Source organism: Psychrobacter sp. ANT_H3 (genome assembly GCF_027919975.1).
In the GTDB taxonomy this organism is placed as follows: Bacteria; Pseudomonadota; Gammaproteobacteria; order Pseudomonadales; family Moraxellaceae; genus Psychrobacter; species Psychrobacter maritimus.
In genome coordinates this window covers 310,514-331,308 of record NZ_JAQISM010000004.1, presented here as the reverse complement: position 1 = coordinate 331,308, position 20,795 = coordinate 310,514, and the positions used below count along the sequence as shown (strand labels likewise).

Genomic DNA, 20,795 nt, shown 5'->3' with positions numbered 1-20,795 from the left:
TGTAAAAAGTTTGATTTTATACTGACCATTATAGTCGTTTCTGAAATGATAACAATGTGCTATATTTGCAAATATCTTTTACATAGTGGTAATAATCATGCGCTGGGATGGTATTAGCGAGTTTGTCTATGTAGCAGAGCACGAGAGCTTTACGCGTGCCGCAAAAGAATTGGGCATTTCTACCGCGCAAGTCAGTCGGCAGATAAGCGCTTTAGAAAAACGACTAAATATTAAATTGCTATATCGCACGACGCGCAAGGTATCACTGACAGAAGAAGGCCGCGTGTTTTATCAGCACTGCCGCGGTGTGCTCGATGGCTTGGATGCTGCTGAGCAAGCGGTGAGTAACTTACAATCAAAGCCGCAAGGCAGGATTAAACTGACCGCCCCTGTCACTTATGGCGAGCAGCAACTGTTACCACTAATCAATGATTTCATGGTGCAATATAGTGATATCGAAGTGACGGCTTTTTTGAGCAATCAAAAAATCGATCTAATTGATGGCGGCTATGATTTAGCGATTCGCATTGGCAAATTAAGCGATTCGACGATGATGGCAAAAAAACTCAGCCGTCGTACCAACTTCGTTTGTGCTGCGCCCGCTTATCTTGAAAAATACGGCACGCCTCATGTTTTGTCCGAGCTAAGCCAACATAACTGTTTACTTGGCACGCGTGACTATTGGCACTTTATAGATTTTAAAGAAATAGATTCTGAAAAAAACGCTGATAAAGAAAAAAACCTGCGCGTGTCTGGCACGGTGCAATATAACAGCGGTCACAGTCTAGTCGATGCGGCGTTAAAAGGGCTGGGTATCGTGCAGCTACCTGATTATTATGTGCAACAGTACTTAGCATCAGGTGCGCTGGTCAGCTTATTGGATAACTATAGAGAGCCTGAAGAAAGCATCTGGGCTATTTATCCGCATAATCGTCATTTATCGCCAAAGATTCGATTACTGGTAGATTATCTGGCAGAGCGTTTGGCTGTGTAATTAGTTTTGGTTTAATCGCTCTTTAAGCTGTGTTGCAATGGCAGGCTTTACTATGTACGGTTTATTACGCACAATGCTATGAAGCACAGTGTTATGAAGCACAGTGTTATGAAGCACAGTGTTATGAAGCACAGTGTTATGAAGCACAGTGTTATGGTTCACAATGAATATTCGATGTTGCTAACCATCACTTACTGAATAAACAACCACCATAAAAAAGGACTTTTTATGCTTAAAATCATCTCTATTGCGGCGTTAGCTTTGGCCGTATCCTCTTGCGCCAGTGTTGAAAATATTTTAAACGCGCCAGATAAGGTGCAGTCAACGCCAAAAACGATGACTGCTATCAATGCTGAAAAGGGTTTGGTGACGATGCAAAGTAATCACTCCGTGCAAGATACTGCGGATAAGCTAGCAGCGATTATCGAAAGCAAAGGTATGAAAGTATTTGCGCGCGTCGATCATCAGAAAAATGCGCAAGGTGTTGATTTAACATTAAGACCGACGCAAGTCATTATGTTTGGTAATCCAAAAGCAGGTACGCCATTGATGAATTGCGAGCAAAGCGTCGCCATTGACTTACCGCAAAAAATCCTCATCAATGAAGATGCCGATAAAAAGGTCTGGTTGTCGTACAACAATCCTGAATATCTCAAAGAGCGCCATAATATAAAAGGTTGTGATACTGCTATTGATAACATCGCAACAGCCCTTGATGGCGTTAGTAAAGCAGCTATTGCAAAATAAGCTATAAATGAAAACCTGAACAAAAAAAGGTGGGATGCAAAAGCACTCCCACCTTTTCTGTACCTCTAGAAGATTCACTTATTAGTAATCCTCAGACTGTGCTATTTGCTTATGTAACTCTATTTTTAACTTCTTCGCACATTCGATAATCTTTTTTCGACCAGCAGGAATAGCACCATATTCAATCGCTATCTCTCGCATTTGCACCGTCACATCATAGTGCGGATAACTGGCATGACGATGGAATAAACGCTTATCCACTTCAATCAGCGCTGCAAAATCATGCAACTCTTGCAGGGTATCTGCCAGCATATGGCACCACTTATAGCCTTTAAATTCTATCTGCATAAAATCGACGTATATCGCCATAGAGTCGCCTCCTTTATTATCATTAGCTATTTTATCATGTGCTAAACAACGCTTTCACAAAACAGCCATTAGAACAATTCACGTGCATCTTTCTTAAGCTGTTTCAGTACGGTTTGGTATTCGCTATCATTGGTTTCAAGGCTGCTTAGACGTCCATAACGCAGTTGACGATAGTCCTGCCTCATCTGCATGATTTTTGCTTGCACGATTTCTGAATGCCCACTATCTGTTAGCTTGCTAACTTTACTGCTCTTATTACTACTTTTAGCATTGGTATCAGTATTAGTATCAGCGTCGATATCAGTATTTGAATCATTTTCTCGGTCATCAACCGCTATTGCCAAGCGCTCAAGCCAAGCAAGCTGCCCTTCGCTCTCTTTACGAGTAAGCGCTTTATCACTTTTACCAATACGTTTTGATAACTGTGCAAGTGGCAGGTCTGCTGGATGCCAACGTTTACGGCGACGTTGCCAAATGACAAAGACCAAAATCACCATGACAGTAATAGCACTCGCCGCTAGCCAAATAATTTGCTGCAGGATTGAACGGATGTTAAACCATTTGAGTAGCGAGTCAGCTTGCTTGTCCTGATCGTAACCAACGACATCTTTTTGCCAATAGTAGCTCGCTTGGTCGGATAGACGGCGCAAGGTTTGTAGCATTTGATACTGCTGATAGCTGATTTGCGCACTAGTGCCATCACCGAACATTGCTGCCCCTTGTGCCTGTGTCAGCGCATCCATCCCCTGCTCGACACGCTCAGGCGCTACAAAAGCCGTTGGGTCGACACGTACCCAACCTTGACCGTCAAGCCAAACCTCCGTCCAAGCGTGTGCATCCTTTTGCCGTACTTCCCAAACATTACCACCGCGGCTCAGCTCGCCACCTTGATACCCCGCCACGACGCGTGCTGGAATGCCAGCGGCGCGCATCATAAAGGTGAAGCTGGAAGAATAGTGCTCACAAAACCCCGCTTTGGTCTCAAATAAAAACTCATCAATACGGTTATTATTCAGTCGTGGCGGAGACAGTGTATAACGAAAGTCCGTTTGGTTAATCCAGCGCTCAAGTGCTTGCATATAGCGTACTGGGTCTGAGTCTGATTGAATAAAAAGCTGCTGCGCCAATGTTCGCGCTTTCGGATTACCGTCAGCTGGCAGTGTAAGATTTAGACGGCGCGACTCATCAGAGAGAATCGGATCGATACGCATCGGTGCAAACTGAAATACCTCGTAGCGCAGCTGTTGGGTAACCGGCTGGTCTTTTAATAAGGTAAAGTCTGAGGTTATACTGACGTCTTGGCGCTGAGCAAAAGGATAATCAAGTCCAAACAGCCAGTTTTGCTGCGTTGGCTCTAGGATAATCTCATAGTTGGTCGGCGCCACTTTCGCTTCATCAGGGATAGTTGCAAAGGCATTCTCAATCCAAGCAGGTGTTTGCGGTGCAGGCTGCCATTGTCGTTGCTGAGGGCTAGGACGCCAAGTGACTCCATCAAAGTCGCTAAAGACCAAACCACGCCAATAGAGCTGCTGCTGTGGTGGGCGGTTATCTACAAACTCTACCCGAAACGCAAGCTCGGTCGATTGTCCTAAATTGGCAAAATCACCGGGTGACATGCTATCAGAGACACCCGTGGTCGCTTGCTGACCTGAGAGCTGCACGGACCATAGCGGTGGCAAGCGCGGAAAGAATAAAAATAGCACGACCAATAACGGCAATGCCCCAAGACCTAATACACCTAAAGTACGCAAGCGACCATCGCCGTTAGTATTGCCATCGTCATTTAAAGCAATAAATGCCAACAACACAATGACCGCCCCGACGATTACTTCTAACGTCGTCACAAGACCTTGATCCATCAAAAACAGCGCGGCAAGGACAAATAGTGAAAGATTCAATACCACATAAGCATCACGGCGCTTATACAACTCCCACAGCTTACTGATGAGACATAGCACTAAAAACGCTACGCCCATATCGAGGCCGAAAGCGGTATTATAAGTCAGCCATAGACCTGTAAGCCCCAATAAGAAGCCGAGCATTTGCATGCTTTGATAAACACGTTTTAGATGCGCTAATTTTTTAAATCGCTCTTTTACACGCGGCAGCTGAGCAATGATACTGACCACCGCAAAACCCATTAGCCATAACGGCAAATGCGCTGCATGCGGTAAGATAATGACAACTTGAGCAATTAACACCCAATAATAGGCTGGTAAGGCGAGTAGCTTGCGAGTCCATTTAGCATTGCTGCCCTGCATAGCATGAGCATAGGTATGAGCATTGATATTTTGACCCAAAGCCAACTGCGCAAAGCTCGCGGAGTCTATAAAGTCTGACTTATCAGAGCCAATAGAGGCATCGATTACTTTTTTTGAAAAAAATCTTTTAGAATTGGTCATATTAGTCATGGCGCTTTTGCCAACCTTAGCAAGCACGCTTGCGCAAAGCCATTACCGTCACCCATCGTTGCAGCAGAATGCTCATTAAAGGGCATATCGCCGGCTAAACGCATGTTAAATGGCACACCCAACTCACCTAATGTCACTACGCCATAAGCCAGTTGTGCGAGTTTTTGTTCATGATGCGCCGCTGGCATATCAGCATAATCCAACGTTTGCTCATGACCGACTGGATCAGCAAAATGCTTGGTAAACATTCCCTGACCGCGCGCCACGTGACCCCAAGAAACCCTTGCTAGCGACTCACCTTCGATATAGTTATCTAGCCGCTCAAAATCGTCCTGACCTTGCCTAGTCTGTCCACCCGTTGGCAAATCCTCCTGACTGGCAACGGCATACTGTGCTTGCCAATCAAAGACTTCAGGTTTTGGATACACCCAAGCGCTACGGGCAAAATAAACATAGGACCATGCGCGCATAATACCTAACGGATAAACGGTTTTGATGATTAATCTTGGTAATGTCAGCTGCCCACGACTGTGCGTTTGTACAGGCAAACGAATCACTTGCTCGCCTTGCAGTCGTGTCACCAATATCGACTCTTGGGTACTAGCGCTATTTTTGATTTTTTTACTGGCTTTTTTATCTGTCTTATTATTAGCCTTGCTATTAACCTTACCGTCAGTCTGCTCAAAGCTAAATAATAGCTGCCGTCTTGGTTGGCGGCTCTCACTAATCAGCTGCAAGGTCACCCAGACAGGCGCACCTGCTTCTGCCATGGTCACTTCTATTAACTGTACTTTAAGACCTGAGATATGGGCAAAGGTCACATGAAAGCTGATAAGCCAAACGCTGACCAGATAAAAACACAGACCCAACACCAAGTTATTGCCATAGTTGATACCAGCAATAAAGGTGATGATTAATAACACCGCATATAGCAGCCCTTCGCGGCTAAAAAAGATATAGACATTACGCAAATTGAGCGTGGCGCTATCGCTTTTTGGTGCCCGCGCGGCAAACCAACGGCGTAATGCGGAAGTAGCTGGTACGGTAAAGGCTTTTGGCAAAAGGCTCATGACTACCCTATTCTTAAAATTAATAGTCTTATCGCTAATAAACGAGCAGCTTTGGAAGTGAATCTATTATGAGCAAAAAAATGGTCAAACAATAACAGCCACTTCTGCCAAAATGCGTTGGGCAATGGTCTGAGTCGCTTGCCCACCAGTCACATGCGCGGGTACAAAACGCTGACCGAGGCGATGATCGGTGACGGCAGCAAACACGGCTTGGATATCTTCAGGCGTGACCTCCATATGCCCTGACACATAAGCATAAGCCTGTGCAGCACGCTGTAGCGACAGCACGCCACGCGGTGAAAGACCGTGATACTCAGAGCTTGCACGTGTTTTGGCGACCAGTCTTTGCAGATAATCTAAAACCACATCCGCGACATACACCTGCTTGACGCCTTGTTGGGCTAATAATACAGCCTGCGTATCAAGCACTGCGGGCAACTCTTTTAATAGCTCGCGGCGGTCTTGACCTTTTAGAAGCTCGCGCTCCGCGGCAGGTGATGGATATCCTAGCGACAAGCACAATAAAAACCGATCTAGCTGCGATTCAGGCAGTGGATAAACGCCCGCTTGCTGCAATGGGTTTTGGGTGGCAATCACAAAAAACGGCTGCGGCAAAGCATAAGTCTGCCCATCTTGGGTTACTTGCCGCTCTTCCATCGCTTCTAGTAATGCACTTTGGGTCTTGGGACTAGAGCGATTGATTTCATCAGCCAGCAACAACTGAGTAAAGATAGGCCCGGGACGAAATTCGAACTGCTGTTTGCTTTGGTCATAGATACTCATGCCCAAAATATCGGCCGGCAGCATGTCATTGGTAAACTGCACGCGGCTAAAGCTCAGACCGAGTAATTGCGCCAAGCCTTGCGCCAACGTCGTCTTACCCATGCCGGGCAAATCTTGCAACAATAGATGCCCACCTGCCAGTATGCCGCTCAGCGCCAACTTGATGGCCTGCGGTTTATCTAGCACGATTTGATTTAACTGCGTCATTAGCTGAGCAATTTTTTGCTGGTTGCGGGGATAGTCATTGGCGGCAGGGTTCATTATCAATTCTTAGCTCATTTTTTATGGTGATGATTATTTTAAATAGCCATGTGAAATAGTCAGGTTAAATAGCCATGTCAAATAGTCAGGTTAAATCGGGCGTTACTTTATATCATCAGCGGTTGGCACCGGTGCACGAAGCGTTGATAAATAAGCAATCACATCGGTACGCTCCTGAGCATCTGGCATCGGATCCGAGAGCATTTTCGAATCTGGCATGGCTTTTTCTGCATCAGCGATATAAGTATCTAGCGTTTCAGCATTCCATACCCAACCTGATGCCTTAAGCCCTTCACTATAAGTATAATCTGCAAGCTCGGCCGCTTTGGCACCATAAACATTCATCAACTGCGGACCTTTTTTATTGAGTCCAGGATTTAGCTGATGACATTGACCGCAAGCATCTTGATATATAAGCGCACCATTATCGGCGTCGCCCTCGGTATAAAGTGGCAACGTTACAGGATCGCGATAGTCAGGCGGCGTTTTCTCACAAGCGCTGAGCAATAAAACAGCGGCAAACATACCGCTTAATTGATATTTTTTGAGTATAGACATGTTGTAGAAATCTTTAATTGAGGGGCATTGGCTATGTATGCGTCTACCTCGACCATTATACAAGGCAAAGAGTGATGAACCTACATAGCACTGCGTAGGAAATATAGGGGTAACTGCTAAAAATGAATAATTGCTGATTTTGCTAACATAAAAGTTGTTTGGCTCGCCTTTAGTTAAAATCCAATTCGCCTTTTAAAACTTAGTTGCCAGTTAAAGCCCAGTTGTCTGAAATTTTTCCCGTATTAGGTTTAGGCTTGGATTTATACTGTGATTTAGGCTTAAATAATAGCTTAACTCTCGCTAGCCACTTTTATGCTATTGCTAGGCGCCTCTAAATAAAAACCCTGCAAATAACGCGCGCCCACGCTCCAAGCAACCGACATGGTCGCAGCATCTTCGATATAGGGCATCAAGACATCGACGCCAATCTCATTGGTGCGGACGATAAGCGATTTAACCGTCTCTAGATTTTCAGGGGTATCTATCCCTTCCATGTAACTACGGGCTAGACGCACCATATCAGGTTGCACGAAATTGGCAACCTCAACAGCCTTAGCAGACGAGCCAAAATTATTGATACATAACTGGCAATTTACTTGATTAAGGGCGGTAAACTGAGATTTAGAGACGGTTAAATGGTCAGCAATATCGTTTTCATTAAACTGTAAGGTTAATGCACCCGCCTTACCGCCCACCGCATTGATTAATTGACTGGCCACACTTGGCAGCTTTTTATCTATCAAAGAGGCGTTGGTCAGTTGTACCAGTAAGCGCGCTTCTGGATGGGATTTACGCACGTCATTGATTTTTTTACAGGCATTGATGAGTATCCAGCGGTCTATTTTTTCAAGTAAATTATGCGCTTTGGCCACTGCCATAAACTGGTCAGGCGTCAATATCGTATTGTCCGCATCCGCCAGTGGCAAGCGCAGGTATACCTCAAAGAAATCACTGCGATCATGATTAATGTCATATATCGGCTGAAACAACAGCTCAAAGCGATTATTGGCAATCGCATCGACCAAAGATTCGGCCAGCGCATGATCATCACTATTGGCATGTTCACTGGCGTCATATAGATGATATCTGCCGCCATGATTGGAGGTTTCAATCAGAATTTGATTGATCGCATCCATCGCCCGCTCGAGTAACACTCTCGGTTCAGGAGTGTTTTTTTCTATCTTAACGATAGCGATACTTGCTGTGGTATTTGTCGTCCGCTTATCGACTTCGATAAACAGCTCACTGATGGTTGAACCAATTTTCCCAGCCAGTTTTTCAAGATCTGCGGTGCTTTTATTTTCCACCAAGATGGTAAAGACCGTATCACTAAAACGGCTTACATGGCTTTCTTCTAAGAGCTCATCTGTTACCAGCTTATCTAAAGCATAGGCGACTTGCTTAACGGTGGCATCTATCCCTTGCAGACCCAGACTGCTTCTAATTTTGCCCACATTATCAAGCTTAATATAGAATAACCCTGCCGTCGACGCACCCTGTTTTGCTTGTTGATATAATGCCGCCAGCTGCTCTTCAAAGCTGCGGCGATTATGAATACCCGTTAGGCTGTCTTTACGCTCAGCCTCAGCCAAACGCTTCGCAACTTCAGCGCTATTACTGTTGTTTTGCTGAATAATAATTTGGGTAACGGGCTCACCATCTAAAGTTGCCGAGGCCAACTGTAATTTCGCCTCAAAGGTAGAGCCATCTTTACGTTTGCTTTCAAAATTAAACTCAACGTCTTTACGGCTTCCTTTATCAAACTGACGTAAGAACTGTTTAAAAGCTTTAACGTTATCACCGCCTGCAATCAAGTCAATCACAGGTATACCGATAATGTCATTCATCGCCTCAAAGCCAAACAACTGCAGATAAGGGTCATTGGCAAAAATATGAATCCCTTGGTCAATATAAGCGACCGCACTTTTTGAGTTTTTAATCAGGACGTTGGCACGTTGTTCTGCTTCAGACAAGACATGACGCAAGGTTTTAAGCTGCTGACGACAGCGTAAACTCTCATGCTGCAAACAAATCGCCATGACGACTGCCATCTCTTGCTCTACGCAAATGGCTTTAACCATCGTACTGTTCATCACAGCCGGCAAGCCGGCTTCGTTTTGGGTGCTGGCAGCAGCCTCTTTATTCATCAAACAAATCGTTGGCAAGTCTATACTCTGCTCTTGAACGACACCAACCACGTCAGTAAAGCTCATATCATAAGCCTGACCAAACACCAATACATCCCATGATTGACGTAGCGACTTTAACAGCTCTTCTTTATCATCCAATAAACCTAAGTTCACATTGTCATAATATGACCCTAGCAATGCTACCAGTCGCTCAGCGTAAAGCTGGTCGTCATCGATTACTAATAGGTTTAAGACGGACTGAGTACGCATAGGAAGCCTTTTAAATCATAATAGCGGTTTTGTCATTATAAACAATAATCTAACCGACTGCTGCTTAAGTTACAATCACTAAGTGTTGTTTATCAAATTGTTGTTCATTCAATTACGGTGATTAAGTCGCTCTTATTAAGTCGCTCTTATTAAGCTGCAATCATAATGCCATCTTCTCATGAATTAAATCTGATGAGTTAAATGCGCTCAGCACAATGTTAGAGTTTAAGCGTTCAACGTTAAACGTTAAACATTGAGTATGGCAAAGTTATCTTATGCTTTGATAAGTAGGCAGTTAAAGTTGCGCCACTTCATATTGGCTAAACTCATCTGTCATCATTAAACGCCGCACTAAGCGCAATGTTTTTTGTTTGGTATTAATACGCATCATCACTCTATCCCCTACTTGAAAATGAGACGTCGGCATAATTAGGCTAGAAGGCGTTTGCAGCTGCTCGTCATCACCAACGACAAACGCGGGCACAAAATGCCGACTGCGATTGTCCCTATTGTGCAGGCGAATACCACAAGCAATGAGCTGATGCCCCAGTACTTGCCAATCAATTTCCGGTTTTTCTAGATCTAAATTGAGCCAGCGTACCACGCCTATAGACCAATCAGTCGAAGCTGGATTTTCAGAGCGACACAATAAGAAAAGACTCATCGTTCGCAGTGGCGGCGGAGCAATAGAGTTCAGGGTATCATTTTCTGCAACTTCGACTATAGCCTTTACTTTTTTGCTGTTATATTTTGCTTTAGGGGTATTTTCTCCAGCTCTGCTTACGCTGATAGCTGGCTCCACTGAATCTGGCAGCAAGCGCAAGGTACGAAAGTCGGACAAAGCATTGTCACTATCAAACGTTTCTACCCCTAACATTGTATTATTAGAAACAGTATTAGCAGAAACGGCATTAGCAGACAGCTTTTTTGGCAAGGTATCATAGCGAGGTTGCTGATGCTCAGGCAGATATTTTGCCGCAATGAGAGTCGATAAGCTTTGCTCATAACTAACGTGGTAATGAATGTCATTAAACCCTGTAATGATATGTGCCTGTTGTTTGGCGCTTTGTCTAATCGGTAGCGTCAATGGCGGCTGAATATAGCGATAGCTCAAGGTTATGGCAACCGTATTCATTAAGGATGATTCAACCCCTTCTCGACCTTCCTCGATGAGGGTGTCCCTACGGGATTTTAGGTAGGTAACCAGCGGCGCCAACTCTATAAACACACAATCATGATGAGCATCATAAGGGTTAATGGCAGAATGGGCGGTCAAATAGGTGGGTGGATTGTCACTGTGCAGATTGACGAACACCTTTGTTTCCGTCTGCGGCTCTATAGATGCGATGAGATGTTCGCTCCACTCTAGGAGCAAACGCTGCACCATTAGCACAGTGGCGCGTCGCATAGCGCGTACGTTCAATAAACTATGCAAGCATAGCTGACCATATAATTGATGAATATTATCCGCGCAGTGGGTCATAATATAAGAACTCAAATCGATATCAACGGTCTGCTGTTGGCACGCCATATAGTAGAGCTGATTAATATTAGACCATAAATATGGCACAGGTTTCTGATAACAAAGCGCCTCTTCGAACAACAGCTTTTGATACATCAACAGCGTTTGGTAAGTAGCAATGGCTAACGTGATTGATAAGGCTTTCTCATTGGTCAGATAGCGCTGCAAAAGACCGTTTGATGCTTGCAGCTTTTTATCTTTTAAAAAGGTGATTTCTCGCTGTATAACACCGTCATAGACCATAATCATTAAATAATACAGCGACTTCACCTGCACCACATAGCCGAGCTGATAGTCGTTAAAAGCATTTGCCTCATATATATAGTGTTGGCGCAGCATCGCAATCAGCTTATTAGCTGCCTCCAGCACAATATTGAGTAATGTCAGACGTTGCCGATCATCTATAGCTGCCACGCGCAACTCTGTAAGGACTTTTTCTAGCTGCTCTGTTTGCTGCGCCTCCGTTTGCATGGGCAACAGCGCCGCCCATTTAAGCAAGTGCTGCTCATCTTTATTAAACGACTTCGTTAAATCAATTGATTTCGTTAACGTCCGCGATAAGCGCGCATCAATGCTTAAATACTGTTGAAACGTCGATAAATTTACCATTACTATCCTTAGTAATTACGCAAGTTATCAATAGGTCTATGCAGGTTTAATGCTTTATTTACCTCAGCAACATTAGCCCTAGGCATGACTATTACCTGACCTATTAACGATTTTTTAGTACTGTTTTTTAATGGCTTTTCTTTATTTGGCGCTGGCTGCTGCGCTTTTATTAAAAACTATTTTAATCGGTCTTTGTTTACTAAAACAAAAATATACTATATTGCCCATTTTAAGCATCGTTGTAAATATCAATCGGCACTTTAAACGGTTTATTTGGCAACTCTCTAACCAATTTTGGCACTAAGTAACCGGGCAATACGGCGAGTAACGACCAATAAAGCGCAATGGCAGCGCGCACATCACTATCAAAATGAGCCGCGCCTGCCACTTTATCCAACACATGCAGATAATATGGCAGCACGCCAGCCGCAAACAAGCGCTGATTGAGTGCCGTTTGTACCGCCACGCTGTCATTGATATCCTTTAATAAGACTGCTTGGTTTAATAAGGTCACGCCAGCCGCGCGCGCACGCTGCAAGTACTCAGCGGTCAGCGTATCAATCTCATTGGCATGGTTACAATGAATCACCATGACGATTTGACAGCGGCTTTGCGACAATCTATCCAACAAAGCATCATCTAAGCGCGCTGGAATCACCAATGGCAAACGGGTATGCAGCCTGATGGTGGTCAGTTGCGGAATCGCCTCTAAGGTATCGAACCAAGCAAATAAGCGTCTGTTGGTGACATTTAATGGGTCGCCACCGCTTAAAATCACTTCATTGATTTCAGGATGGGCGCTGATATAGTCGATAATGTGTTGTTTGGCATCGGCGGTTGGCATATTGGCACTATAGTCAAAATGCTGGCGAAAGCAATAACGACAATGAATCGCACAGGCACCGGTAATCGTTAACAATACTCTTGACTGGTATTTATGCAATAAGCCTTTCACCGGATTGTGCGTATTTTCACTTAAGGGGTCGGCCACGTAACCGGTGACAGCGATTTGCTCTTTTTTATTGGGCAATACTTGTTTGAGCAGAGGGTCATTACTGTCACCGACCGTCATTTTTGCCACAAAAGCGCGCGGTACACGCAGCTGAAAGTGCTCAGGTATATAGACCTCTGAGCGCAGTGATTCCAGCTTTAAAAGCCCAAGCAGCTCATCAATAGAGGTTATCGCTTCGGATAATTGCGTTTGCCAGTTTTTTTGTGTGATTAAATGGTTTATCATGACAACCTTATACCTGTGCCCAAAAGCCGATATTATACGCTCTTAGTGCGTAAGCTATCAAAGCGTACGAATTATTCATAAAACACTGAGCATCATAAGCGATTTTAGCGCAGCAAGGCCCAAACCCCACATCCAATTAGTGATGACAATACTTACAACCCTTAGGAGTCTTCCGTGGCAAGTTTTTCTACTAACGAATTTAAAGCTGGTCTCAAAGTCATGCTTGATGGCAACCCTTGTGCCATTCTTGAAAACGAGTTCGTCAAACCTGGTAAAGGCCAAGCTTTTAACCGCGTTAAGCTGCGCAACCTTCGTAGCGGCAAGGTATTAGAGCAAACGTTTAAATCAGGCGAGAGCTTGGAAGCGGCTGATGTGCTAGACACTGAAATGAACTATCTATACAACGATGGTGAATTTTGGCACTTTATGCACCCTGAAAGTTTTGAGCAGTTACAAGCTGACAAAACCGCGATTGGTGATGCGATAAAATGGCTAAAAGACAACAGTAACGCCCTTTGCACCATTACCTTATTTAATGGTGTGCCATTATCTGTAACGCCGCCTAACTTTGTTGAATTGCAAATCACTGAAACTGATCCTGGTCTCCGCGGTGATACGTCAGGCGGCGGCGGTAAACCTGCCAAGCTAGAGACAGGCGCGGTGGTACGTGTGCCATTATTTGTCCAACAAGGTGAAGTGGTTCGTGTTGATACGCGTACCGGTGATTACCAAACGCGCGTTAGCTAAGCGTTTTTATGCCTGACATGTTTTATTAAATAAAAAAAGCTTAACCGCTCATAAGTGGTTAAGCTTTTTTTAGTGCTGAATGCTTTAACGTCCGTTCTTTTTTAAAGTGCACTATCCTTAAACACTATTCTTCCATCGACTGTTTATGCATCAGCCAGTACTGCACTAGAGCATTAAGTTGCTCTTGTTTAAATGGTTTGGTGCAATAGTCCTGCATCCCCACATCGAGGTACTTTTTGCGCTCGCCATCCATCGCATTAGCGGTCAAGGCGATGATAGGTGGCAGTGCTTGCGGGTCATAAAGCTCATGCAGTTTAATGGTTGCCTGTACGCCATCCATAATGGGCATATGATGGTCCATCAAAATGACATCATAGAGCTCAGGATTTAAAGCAAAAATCTCAATCGCTTGTTGCCCATCCCCAACATGAGTGACCGTATGACCGCTATTATTAAGCGCTTTTTTGGCAATCATGGCATTAACGCTGTCATCTTCGACTAGCAAAATGTGCCCGACAAGCTCATGACTTGGCGCTGCCATGGTAAAGTCATTTTCGTCTTGCCATGTCTCGTAACGGGCCTCATCGATAGTCGGTAACGGCAGTAATACAGTAAAGGTTGTGCCGATACCGACGGCGCTGTCCACTTCAATATAGCCGCCCATCAAGTCTACCAACGACTTGCAAACAGACAAACCAAGTCCCGTACCGCCATACAGGCGATGCGTATATTTATTGGCTTGATCATAAGCGTCAAATATCGCTTCCAATGATTCAGGTTTAATGCCGACACCCGTATCTGTGACCTCAATACAAAGCGTCATATCTTGATGATTGACCACACCACTACTATCGGTATCATAATGAGAAGCCTGTTCTTCATGGTTTTCTAATACATGGTTTTCTAATACCTGGCTTCCTAAATAACTGTCTTCATGACAGCCAGAGTTATAACCGCCCTGTCTATCATCACAAGGATTGTTTTCCATGTGCTTAACGTCAATCGTCACTCGACCGCCTTCGCGGGTAAATTTGATCGCATTATTGACCAGATTAACCATGATTTGCTTAAGTCGTACGGGGTCGCCTTTGACATACGGCGATAATGACTCGGTGTAATGGTAATCTAGAATCAAGCCACGCTGACGAGCTTTGACCGCAAACAAACTCACCACTTCATTACAAAGACTCGATAAGTTCATCGGAATAGAATCGATAGTCATCTTGCCCGATTCAACTTTTGATAAATCCAAAATACCGTTAATAATCGCCAGCAAATGCTCATTTGAGACTTTGATATTATCAATATACTCTTGCTGCTCAGCGCTCAGCTCGGTCTCGCTTAACATCTCAACCATACCGATAATACCATTCATCGGCGTGCGTATTTCATGGCTCATATTGGCCAAAAACTCAGACTTCATCTCATTGGCATGTTTGGCATGACGCTGCTGGTTTTGTAGCTGCAAGGCATCGGCGGCCATCATCGCAAACTGTGCCAATAGCTCGGCGTGCTTGTCCGTAAACTCATGATGCGGCTGTACATCCATCAAACATAAAGAGCCCAAACGGTATGTTTTACCGTCCTCATTCATGATAATGGGCGCGCCAGCATAAAAACGCAGATGCGGCGATTCGGTGACTAAAGGGTTTTGATTAAAGCGACTGTCAGCTGCTAAATCAGGGACGACAAAAACCTCATCTGAGAGTACAGTATAATTGCAAATCGCCACTTCACGCGTTGTCGTACAAACTCCACCAAGCCCATGACCCGATTTTAGGTATTGGGTGTCTTCATCCATAAAAGTGATGGTGACTATCGGCATATTAAAGAACAGTTTGGCAAGCTCTGTTAAGCGTGCAAAAGCAGGTTCCTCATTATTATTCATTACCTGATATTTTTTGAGTCGATTGATACGCTCAGCGTCATCTGCTGCGACGGGATAATCGTTCTTTGGCAAGTTGGATGTAGACAAGATGGACTCCATTAGTTCATATCAGACGCTTGACTTAACTGCTGCCTGCTTGAGCAATAATTGTAATGCCTCGCTGACCATCAGCATCGCCACTACCGAGGTGACGACTACCGCCGAGCCATAACCGCCGCAGTGCAAGCCACCTGTTTGACAGCTTTTATCGACGCGCGGTGGTTCTGTTGAATAGACACACTTAATACCGAATTTTTCTTTCAGCGCACTATTGATGCCTTTTTCGTGGCGCAGCTTATTGCGCAGCTTGGCCAATAGCGGGTCTTGATAACTGTCGCGTAAATCACTTACCTTAATCTGGCTTGGGTCTATTTTACCGCCTGCCCCGCCCGCACAAACCAATTTTAACTTGTTAAAGCGACAATGTAATGAAATCGCAAGCTTGGCATTCATATCATCAACACAGTCTAAAATCACAATCGGATTTTTTTGCGCTACTGCTTTTGCTTGCGCGCGATTGGGCAATAACTCAGCGACGTTCTCAGGGGTCAAAAAATCATCTATCAAATGTAGGGTGACTTTTGGATTAATCTCACGGATACGGGTCGCCATCGCTGCAATCTTACTTTGCCCAAAGGTACTGTCTAACGCCGGCAGCTGACGATTGACGTTAGAAGCCACCAACACATCTAAATCAATCAAAGTAATGGTGCCCACTGCTGTGCGCGCCAATGCTTCTGCTGCCCAAGAGCCTACCCCACCGACGCCAATCACATAAACATGCGCTGCGGCAAAGGTATCGACTGCCGATGCGCCATAGAGAGTTTGCGTACCTTTAAAACGGCGCTCGTATTGCTCATCTGCATCGTCCGCCATATCTGCGCTTGCAGAAGCAAGTTGCTGTTCATTATGATGTTCATTATGATGTTCATTAGTAGTAATGATATCTAGATTAGCTAAAGTATCTGTTTGGGTTGTCGTTTGCTGCAATTGCGCCTCTTCAGTCATAACAAGTTAAAGCTCTTTTAAAAGGTGATTTATTATTCAATTATTTATTACTCAACTGTCTATTATTAAACAGTTTTTTTATCATTATCAGGCTGGATAACGCCAATCAGTCTGCAAAGCGTTGCAACTGTTGTGCCACAATTGCTCAGCAAGAATCGCTGGCGGCACATCGAGTAACTTACTTAAACTCAGTAATACCCATGGCAAATTGGCAGGGACATTTCTATTATGAGCGGGCGCATTGCCCCATTCATTATCTGGGCTTTGCCCGAGCGCCGACTGACTATTGCCCGACTCTTGACACATGATAGGCGTCATATCTGGACAGTCCGTCTCAATCACCAAGCACTTAATCCCATCACTAGCGACAGCTGCTTGAATAGCGCGGCGTAGCTTTTTGGCATTTGGATTGGTCACTTGACCGGTTACCCCAAGCTTAAAGCCCAGTTTTACAAATGCTTTCGCCTCTTGCTCGCCACCACTAAAACTATGGGCGATACCGCCAAGCTCATGAGCATCATAGTCATGCGCTTTTAATAACGCCAATGCTTCAGCGTGCGCTTTACGAATATGCAGCATCACGGGTAACTTATGGCACACAGCCATATCAAGCTGAGCATTAAAAAAATACTGTTGTTTTGCGAACATCTCAGGCTGTTTCATCTCATCAGTAAAAGTATCGAAACCAATCTCACCGATGGCCAATGGACGCTCTTTATCCAGCATCTGCGCCATACTTTCTAAATGCGCCTCAGTATGCTGCTCAATATAAAAAGGATGTAAACCTAGGGCAATATGCGCCTTTAAATGGGGCTGTTGCGGCGTATCTGCTGGACCGGCAATAGACGATGGATACCGCTCATTGATTAAGCGTTCAGTATCATACAAGCGCTGAAAATGACGCTGCAAATACCCTACCAATACCAGATGGCGTATCCCTTGCTGATACGCTTGCTGTATCTGCTCGTCTCTATCAGCATCAAATACCGGTGCATCAAAATGAGTATGGGTATCAATTAAAGGAAGAATAGCAGGTAATTCTGTATTAGCGTTAAATGATGCGCCAATGACCGTCATCAATAAACTCCAAATTTCTTAATGATTAAAGCAATTTATTTCAATAGCATTTTTTATCGGCAATAAAGCCATTATTATTAATCACCGCTTCTATTTTAGCGCTGATTCATCTTCTTTAGTGAATTTATTAGCAACTTTATTATTCACTTCATTTTCAGCGTTAGCCGCTAGTTTGCTATCTGTTTTTAGACTACTACGGCGCGGGATAAGCAATAGCGCTAAGCCAACTACCCCTAAACGCAACCACTTCTTTTTACGATTATTGCTATTACTATTACTATTACTACTATTAAGATTGCGCATTATTTTCACCGAAGTATTTTTACCAAGACATCAAGGCACTTTCACCCAAGTACTTTCACCAAGACCTATTGTACGTCAGTTAATCGCTGTTTATGCATACGGGATTTATTCAAATATGTCACAATCAAAAGAAAGGTGATAAAAATTACTAATGAAAGCAATAAGTTATTATCCTAGGTTGCATTATACGCGCATCATAGAGGCGCTATGTATACCTGTGTTATGAATACGCAAACTAATGTACGGCGTCACTATCGTGCCGTACATTTAAGTATGCTTGTTATTGAGTATGAGCTTAAGAACTGAAGCTATTGGGGCTATCGAGGCTTAGGCCAGTATCTGACAACTTATGTATTATGAGCGTTTAGCGCTTTAACGGATAAGTTGTGATACCACTACTGCTAGGGCTATCTACTTTGGTAAAGCCTTGAGAAGTCGTTTTTGGCGTTTGGTCACGTTTAGGCACCAGTGGATTGAGCGGCATCAATTCGTAGTCGGCACTGATATTGCCATTCCAACCTTCTGTACCACTAAGCGGTAACTGTTTAATCGTGCCGTTTTTATCGATAACCAGTTGCAGCACGCGCATCTGATTGTATTTACGCTCGGTCACACTGGCTACAGCCCCGCCATCGCGTAAGATAGTCGGCTGTAAAAATATGATTAAGTTACTCTTCTGGTTACTGTCATTATCAGAACGGAACAGTCGACCAAACAAGGGCATATTACCCAAGCCGGGCACTTTTTGTTGGCGCGTGGTGGTGTTATCGCGCATCAAACCACCTAAGGCGATGGTTTGCTGATCGTCGGCTAAAATCGTGGTATTAATTAGGCTTTTATTGGTAATAAGACCGCTGGCATTGCCGGCGCTGCCCGGTACAACTGAGGAAACTTCTTGCGAAACTTCCAAACGTACGGTGCCATTATCACCAATATGAGGAATGACGTTTAGGTTGATACCGATATCTTGCCGGTCAATGGTCTGGAAAGGGTTGGTCGAAGAATCGCTGCCTGTGGTATATGAGCCGGTGACAAAAGGCACGTTTTGACCAACTAAAATGCTTGCCTTTTCATTATCCAAGGTCAGAATCGAGGGCATCGACAGCAGATTGGCACTGGTCGATGAGTCAAGAGCCTGTAAGATTGCGCCATAAAACTGAGTATTACCTTGGCTGTCTTTCTTACTATCACCGATTCCAATCAAAGCACCAGCAATCGAGCCTGCTGCCGCACTGATACCTGCTCCACCCGATAAGGCTGCTGCTGCAAGCGAAACCGCGCTGGCGCCAACGTTATTAAAGTTGACGACGCCATAACCACTATTGGCATTACCGAGCGCCCATTGCACGCCAAGCTGGGTAGCATCATCGCCTGATACTTCGACAATTGCTGCTTGAATCAAGACCTGAGCACGGCGGCTATCAAGCTGATTGACGGCGTCTTCAATCTCAAACATCAGCTCAGGCGCGGCATTAACAATGACGGCATTTTGGGTTTCATCGGCGATAATACTAAAAGGTCGACCACCTATACCAGTACTTGTGCCACCCGAGCCACTAGTCGATAAAGCGGCAGCACCGCTATTGGCAGTGGTGTTGTTGCTAGCACCATTACCCACACTTGCATTAGCGCCGCTATTGAGTGTTGAGCCAGTACCACTGGCACCGTTTAGAGAGGCTGACTCTAAGGTTGACGTCGCACCAGAGCTATTAATGGATTGACTGGCAAGTAAGCCGCGCAGCATCTCTGCAATATGACCGGCGCTGGCATATTTTAAGCGAAAGACCCGTAGACCACTCAAACGTCTCGTGGGCGTAGTATCAAGCTGATTGACCATTTCTTGAACTTTAGCAATCATCTCAGGACTGCCTTTGACCAATAATCTATCGCTAGACGTATCAGCAATGACTTTTAGCTGATTATTACCACCTTGGGCCTGCCCGCTACCCGCGCTTGCGACCAAAGCACTGATCAGCTCCATCATGCGTTCAGCATCGACATGACGTAGCGGTATCACTTGCAAGCTATCATTGACGTTGCTGTCTAAATCACGGATAAGCGCCGTCAACTGATTAAGACTATCAGCGCGATCAGATAACACCAAAGCATTAACGCCCGGCACTGCTGCTGCGTGAGCTGACTGCGGCATCAGTGGTCGAATCACGCCGAGCACTTCTGCTGCTTGGGTATTGGTCAAATAAATCACCCGCGTCGCTAGCGCCTCACCGACGCTATTACCCTGTAAATCTACCGCAACACCAGATTGTTTGGCGACGTTATCAGGTACCAGTTTAATGGTCGTACCCGAGTCGATAGCGGCAATACCATTGACCTGCATGACACTTAAGAACAGCTGATAAATCTCGTCACGCGACAATGCTTTGTTAGAGATGACGGTAACATTACCATTGATACGCGGATCAAGGACAAAGTTTTGATCGGTAATAGTTGCCACTTCATTAATAAAAGCTTTGATATCGGCATCTTGTAAATTGACCTTCCAGCTTTCTGCACTCACTAGCCCCGTACTCGCTGCCCATAGCGGAATAGCTAAGCACAGCGGACGACACAGACGCATCAAACGCTGCAAAATATGGTGTAAAGGCGTGACCGAGAAATTTTGAGAACTGACCATATTGATAATTACCTACAGTGATGTCGCGGATATACTAAGTTTCATGAGTGCTAAGTTTCGTGTGCTAAATTTCTTGTGTTAAATACAATATGTGCTGGATATAATATGAACTGAAACTGAATTGGATAGCTAATTAAT

At 44.7% G+C, this 20,795-nt stretch carries 16 protein-coding genes; 3 read left to right on the top strand and 13 right to left on the bottom strand.

The annotated features are described in order from the left end of the window. Positions 1-97 precede the first annotated feature (97 nt). Complete coding sequence (locus tag PG901_RS04205; protein ID WP_271133617.1) at positions 98-994, top strand: LysR family transcriptional regulator; 897 nt, start codon at positions 98-100, stop codon at positions 992-994. A gap of 228 nt (positions 995-1,222) precedes the next feature. Further along, on the top strand, positions 1,223-1,741 hold the full coding sequence (locus PG901_RS04200) for a DUF302 domain-containing protein (protein WP_271133616.1): 519 nt from the start codon (positions 1,223-1,225) through the stop codon (positions 1,739-1,741). An 81-nt stretch (positions 1,742-1,822) separates the two neighbouring features. Here PG901_RS04200 and PG901_RS04195 read toward each other — a convergent pair whose 3' ends face one another. From PG901_RS04195 to epmB, 8 genes are all read right to left on the bottom strand, one after another. Further along, positions 1,823-2,110: a DUF4031 domain-containing protein gene (locus PG901_RS04195; protein ID WP_271133615.1), complete on the bottom strand. Its 288-nt coding sequence runs from the start codon at positions 2,108-2,110 to the stop codon at positions 1,823-1,825. Positions 2,111-2,178: 68 nt separating this feature from the next. Beyond that, on the bottom strand, positions 2,179-4,521 hold the full coding sequence (locus PG901_RS04190; protein WP_271133614.1) for a transglutaminase family protein: 2,343 nt from the start codon (positions 4,519-4,521) through the stop codon (positions 2,179-2,181). Beyond that, the gene (locus tag PG901_RS04185) at positions 4,518-5,591 is read right to left on the bottom strand and encodes a hypothetical protein (RefSeq protein ID WP_271133613.1); all 1,074 of its coding nucleotides are present in this window, start codon (positions 5,589-5,591) and stop codon (positions 4,518-4,520) included. The genes PG901_RS04190 and PG901_RS04185 overlap by 4 nt, the downstream gene beginning before the upstream one ends. Positions 5,592-5,675: 84 nt before the next feature. Next, entirely contained in the window at positions 5,676-6,635 is a 960-nt protein-coding gene (locus PG901_RS04180; protein WP_201563206.1) for an AAA family ATPase, read from the bottom strand. Positions 6,636-6,737: 102 nt separating this feature from the next. Then, positions 6,738-7,193, bottom strand: coding sequence for a c-type cytochrome (locus PG901_RS04175; protein WP_271133612.1), 456 nt, complete (start codon positions 7,191-7,193; stop codon positions 6,738-6,740). 290 nt (positions 7,194-7,483) lie between these two features. Next, a complete protein-coding gene (locus PG901_RS04170) occupies positions 7,484-9,592 on the bottom strand; it encodes an EAL domain-containing protein (protein ID WP_271133611.1) in 2,109 nt (702 codons plus the stop codon). 295 nt (positions 9,593-9,887) lie between these two features. Beyond that, positions 9,888-11,723: a hypothetical protein gene (locus tag PG901_RS04165; protein ID WP_271133610.1), complete on the bottom strand. Its 1,836-nt coding sequence runs from the start codon at positions 11,721-11,723 to the stop codon at positions 9,888-9,890. Positions 11,724-11,952: 229 nt separating this feature from the next. Further along, positions 11,953-12,960 (bottom strand): EF-P beta-lysylation protein EpmB, encoded by a 1,008-nt coding sequence (gene epmB, locus PG901_RS04160; RefSeq protein WP_271133609.1) that lies wholly within the window; start codon positions 12,958-12,960, stop codon positions 11,953-11,955. Positions 12,961-13,134: 174 nt separating this feature from the next. Here epmB and efp point away from each other — a divergent pair, with 174 nt between their 5' ends. Beyond that, positions 13,135-13,707, top strand: a complete 573-nt coding sequence (gene efp / locus PG901_RS04155) for an elongation factor P (protein ID WP_201563216.1) — start codon at positions 13,135-13,137, stop codon at positions 13,705-13,707. Positions 13,708-13,831: 124 nt separating this feature from the next. On the opposite strand, the gene PG901_RS04150 is transcribed toward efp, so the two are convergent. From PG901_RS04150 to gspD, 5 genes are all read right to left on the bottom strand, one after another. After that, positions 13,832-15,682, bottom strand: a complete 1,851-nt coding sequence (locus tag PG901_RS04150; protein ID WP_271133608.1) for an ATP-binding protein — start codon at positions 15,680-15,682, stop codon at positions 13,832-13,834. 21 nt (positions 15,683-15,703) lie between these two features. Then, positions 15,704-16,510, bottom strand: coding sequence for a tRNA threonylcarbamoyladenosine dehydratase (locus PG901_RS04145; RefSeq protein ID WP_271133641.1), 807 nt, complete (start codon positions 16,508-16,510; stop codon positions 15,704-15,706). 219 nt (positions 16,511-16,729) lie between these two features. Then, a complete protein-coding gene (locus PG901_RS04140) occupies positions 16,730-17,719 on the bottom strand; it encodes a TatD family hydrolase (RefSeq protein ID WP_271133607.1) in 990 nt (329 codons plus the stop codon). Positions 17,720-17,809: 90 nt separating this feature from the next. Then, complete coding sequence (locus PG901_RS04135) at positions 17,810-18,022, bottom strand: hypothetical protein (RefSeq protein WP_271133606.1); 213 nt, start codon at positions 18,020-18,022, stop codon at positions 17,810-17,812. 364 nt (positions 18,023-18,386) lie between these two features. Next, a complete protein-coding gene (gene gspD / locus PG901_RS04130) occupies positions 18,387-20,657 on the bottom strand; it encodes a type II secretion system secretin GspD (protein WP_271133605.1) in 2,271 nt (756 codons plus the stop codon). Positions 20,658-20,795: the final 138 nt, after the last annotated feature.

What these genes read in the sequence shown, in the direction of transcription:
- PG901_RS04205 (WP_271133617.1), top strand. Translation starts at nt 98, where the DNA reads ATGCGCTGGGATGGTATTAGCGAGTTTGTCTATGTAGCAGAGCACGAG.
- PG901_RS04200 (WP_271133616.1), top strand. Translation starts at nt 1,223, where the DNA reads ATGCTTAAAATCATCTCTATTGCGGCGTTAGCTTTGGCCGTATCCTCT.
- PG901_RS04195 (WP_271133615.1), bottom strand. Translation starts at nt 2,110, where the DNA reads ATGGCGATATACGTCGATTTTATGCAGATAGAATTTAAAGGCTATAAG.
- PG901_RS04190 (WP_271133614.1), bottom strand. Translation starts at nt 4,521, where the DNA reads ATGACTAATATGACCAATTCTAAAAGATTTTTTTCAAAAAAAGTAATC.
- PG901_RS04185 (WP_271133613.1), bottom strand. Translation starts at nt 5,591, where the DNA reads ATGAGCCTTTTGCCAAAAGCCTTTACCGTACCAGCTACTTCCGCATTA.
- PG901_RS04180 (WP_201563206.1), bottom strand. Translation starts at nt 6,635, where the DNA reads ATGAACCCTGCCGCCAATGACTATCCCCGCAACCAGCAAAAAATTGCT.
- PG901_RS04175 (WP_271133612.1), bottom strand. Translation starts at nt 7,193, where the DNA reads ATGTCTATACTCAAAAAATATCAATTAAGCGGTATGTTTGCCGCTGTT.
- PG901_RS04170 (WP_271133611.1), bottom strand. Translation starts at nt 9,592, where the DNA reads ATGCGTACTCAGTCCGTCTTAAACCTATTAGTAATCGATGACGACCAG.
- PG901_RS04165 (WP_271133610.1), bottom strand. Translation starts at nt 11,723, where the DNA reads ATGGTAAATTTATCGACGTTTCAACAGTATTTAAGCATTGATGCGCGC.
- epmB (WP_271133609.1), bottom strand. Translation starts at nt 12,960, where the DNA reads ATGATAAACCATTTAATCACACAAAAAAACTGGCAAACGCAATTATCC.
- PG901_RS04145 (WP_271133641.1), bottom strand. Translation starts at nt 16,510, where the DNA reads ATGGCGGACGATGCAGATGAGCAATACGAGCGCCGTTTTAAAGGTACG.
- PG901_RS04140 (WP_271133607.1), bottom strand. Translation starts at nt 17,719, where the DNA reads ATGACGGTCATTGGCGCATCATTTAACGCTAATACAGAATTACCTGCT.
- PG901_RS04135 (WP_271133606.1), bottom strand. Translation starts at nt 18,022, where the DNA reads ATGCGCAATCTTAATAGTAGTAATAGTAATAGTAATAGCAATAATCGT.
- gspD (WP_271133605.1), bottom strand. Translation starts at nt 20,657, where the DNA reads ATGGTCAGTTCTCAAAATTTCTCGGTCACGCCTTTACACCATATTTTG.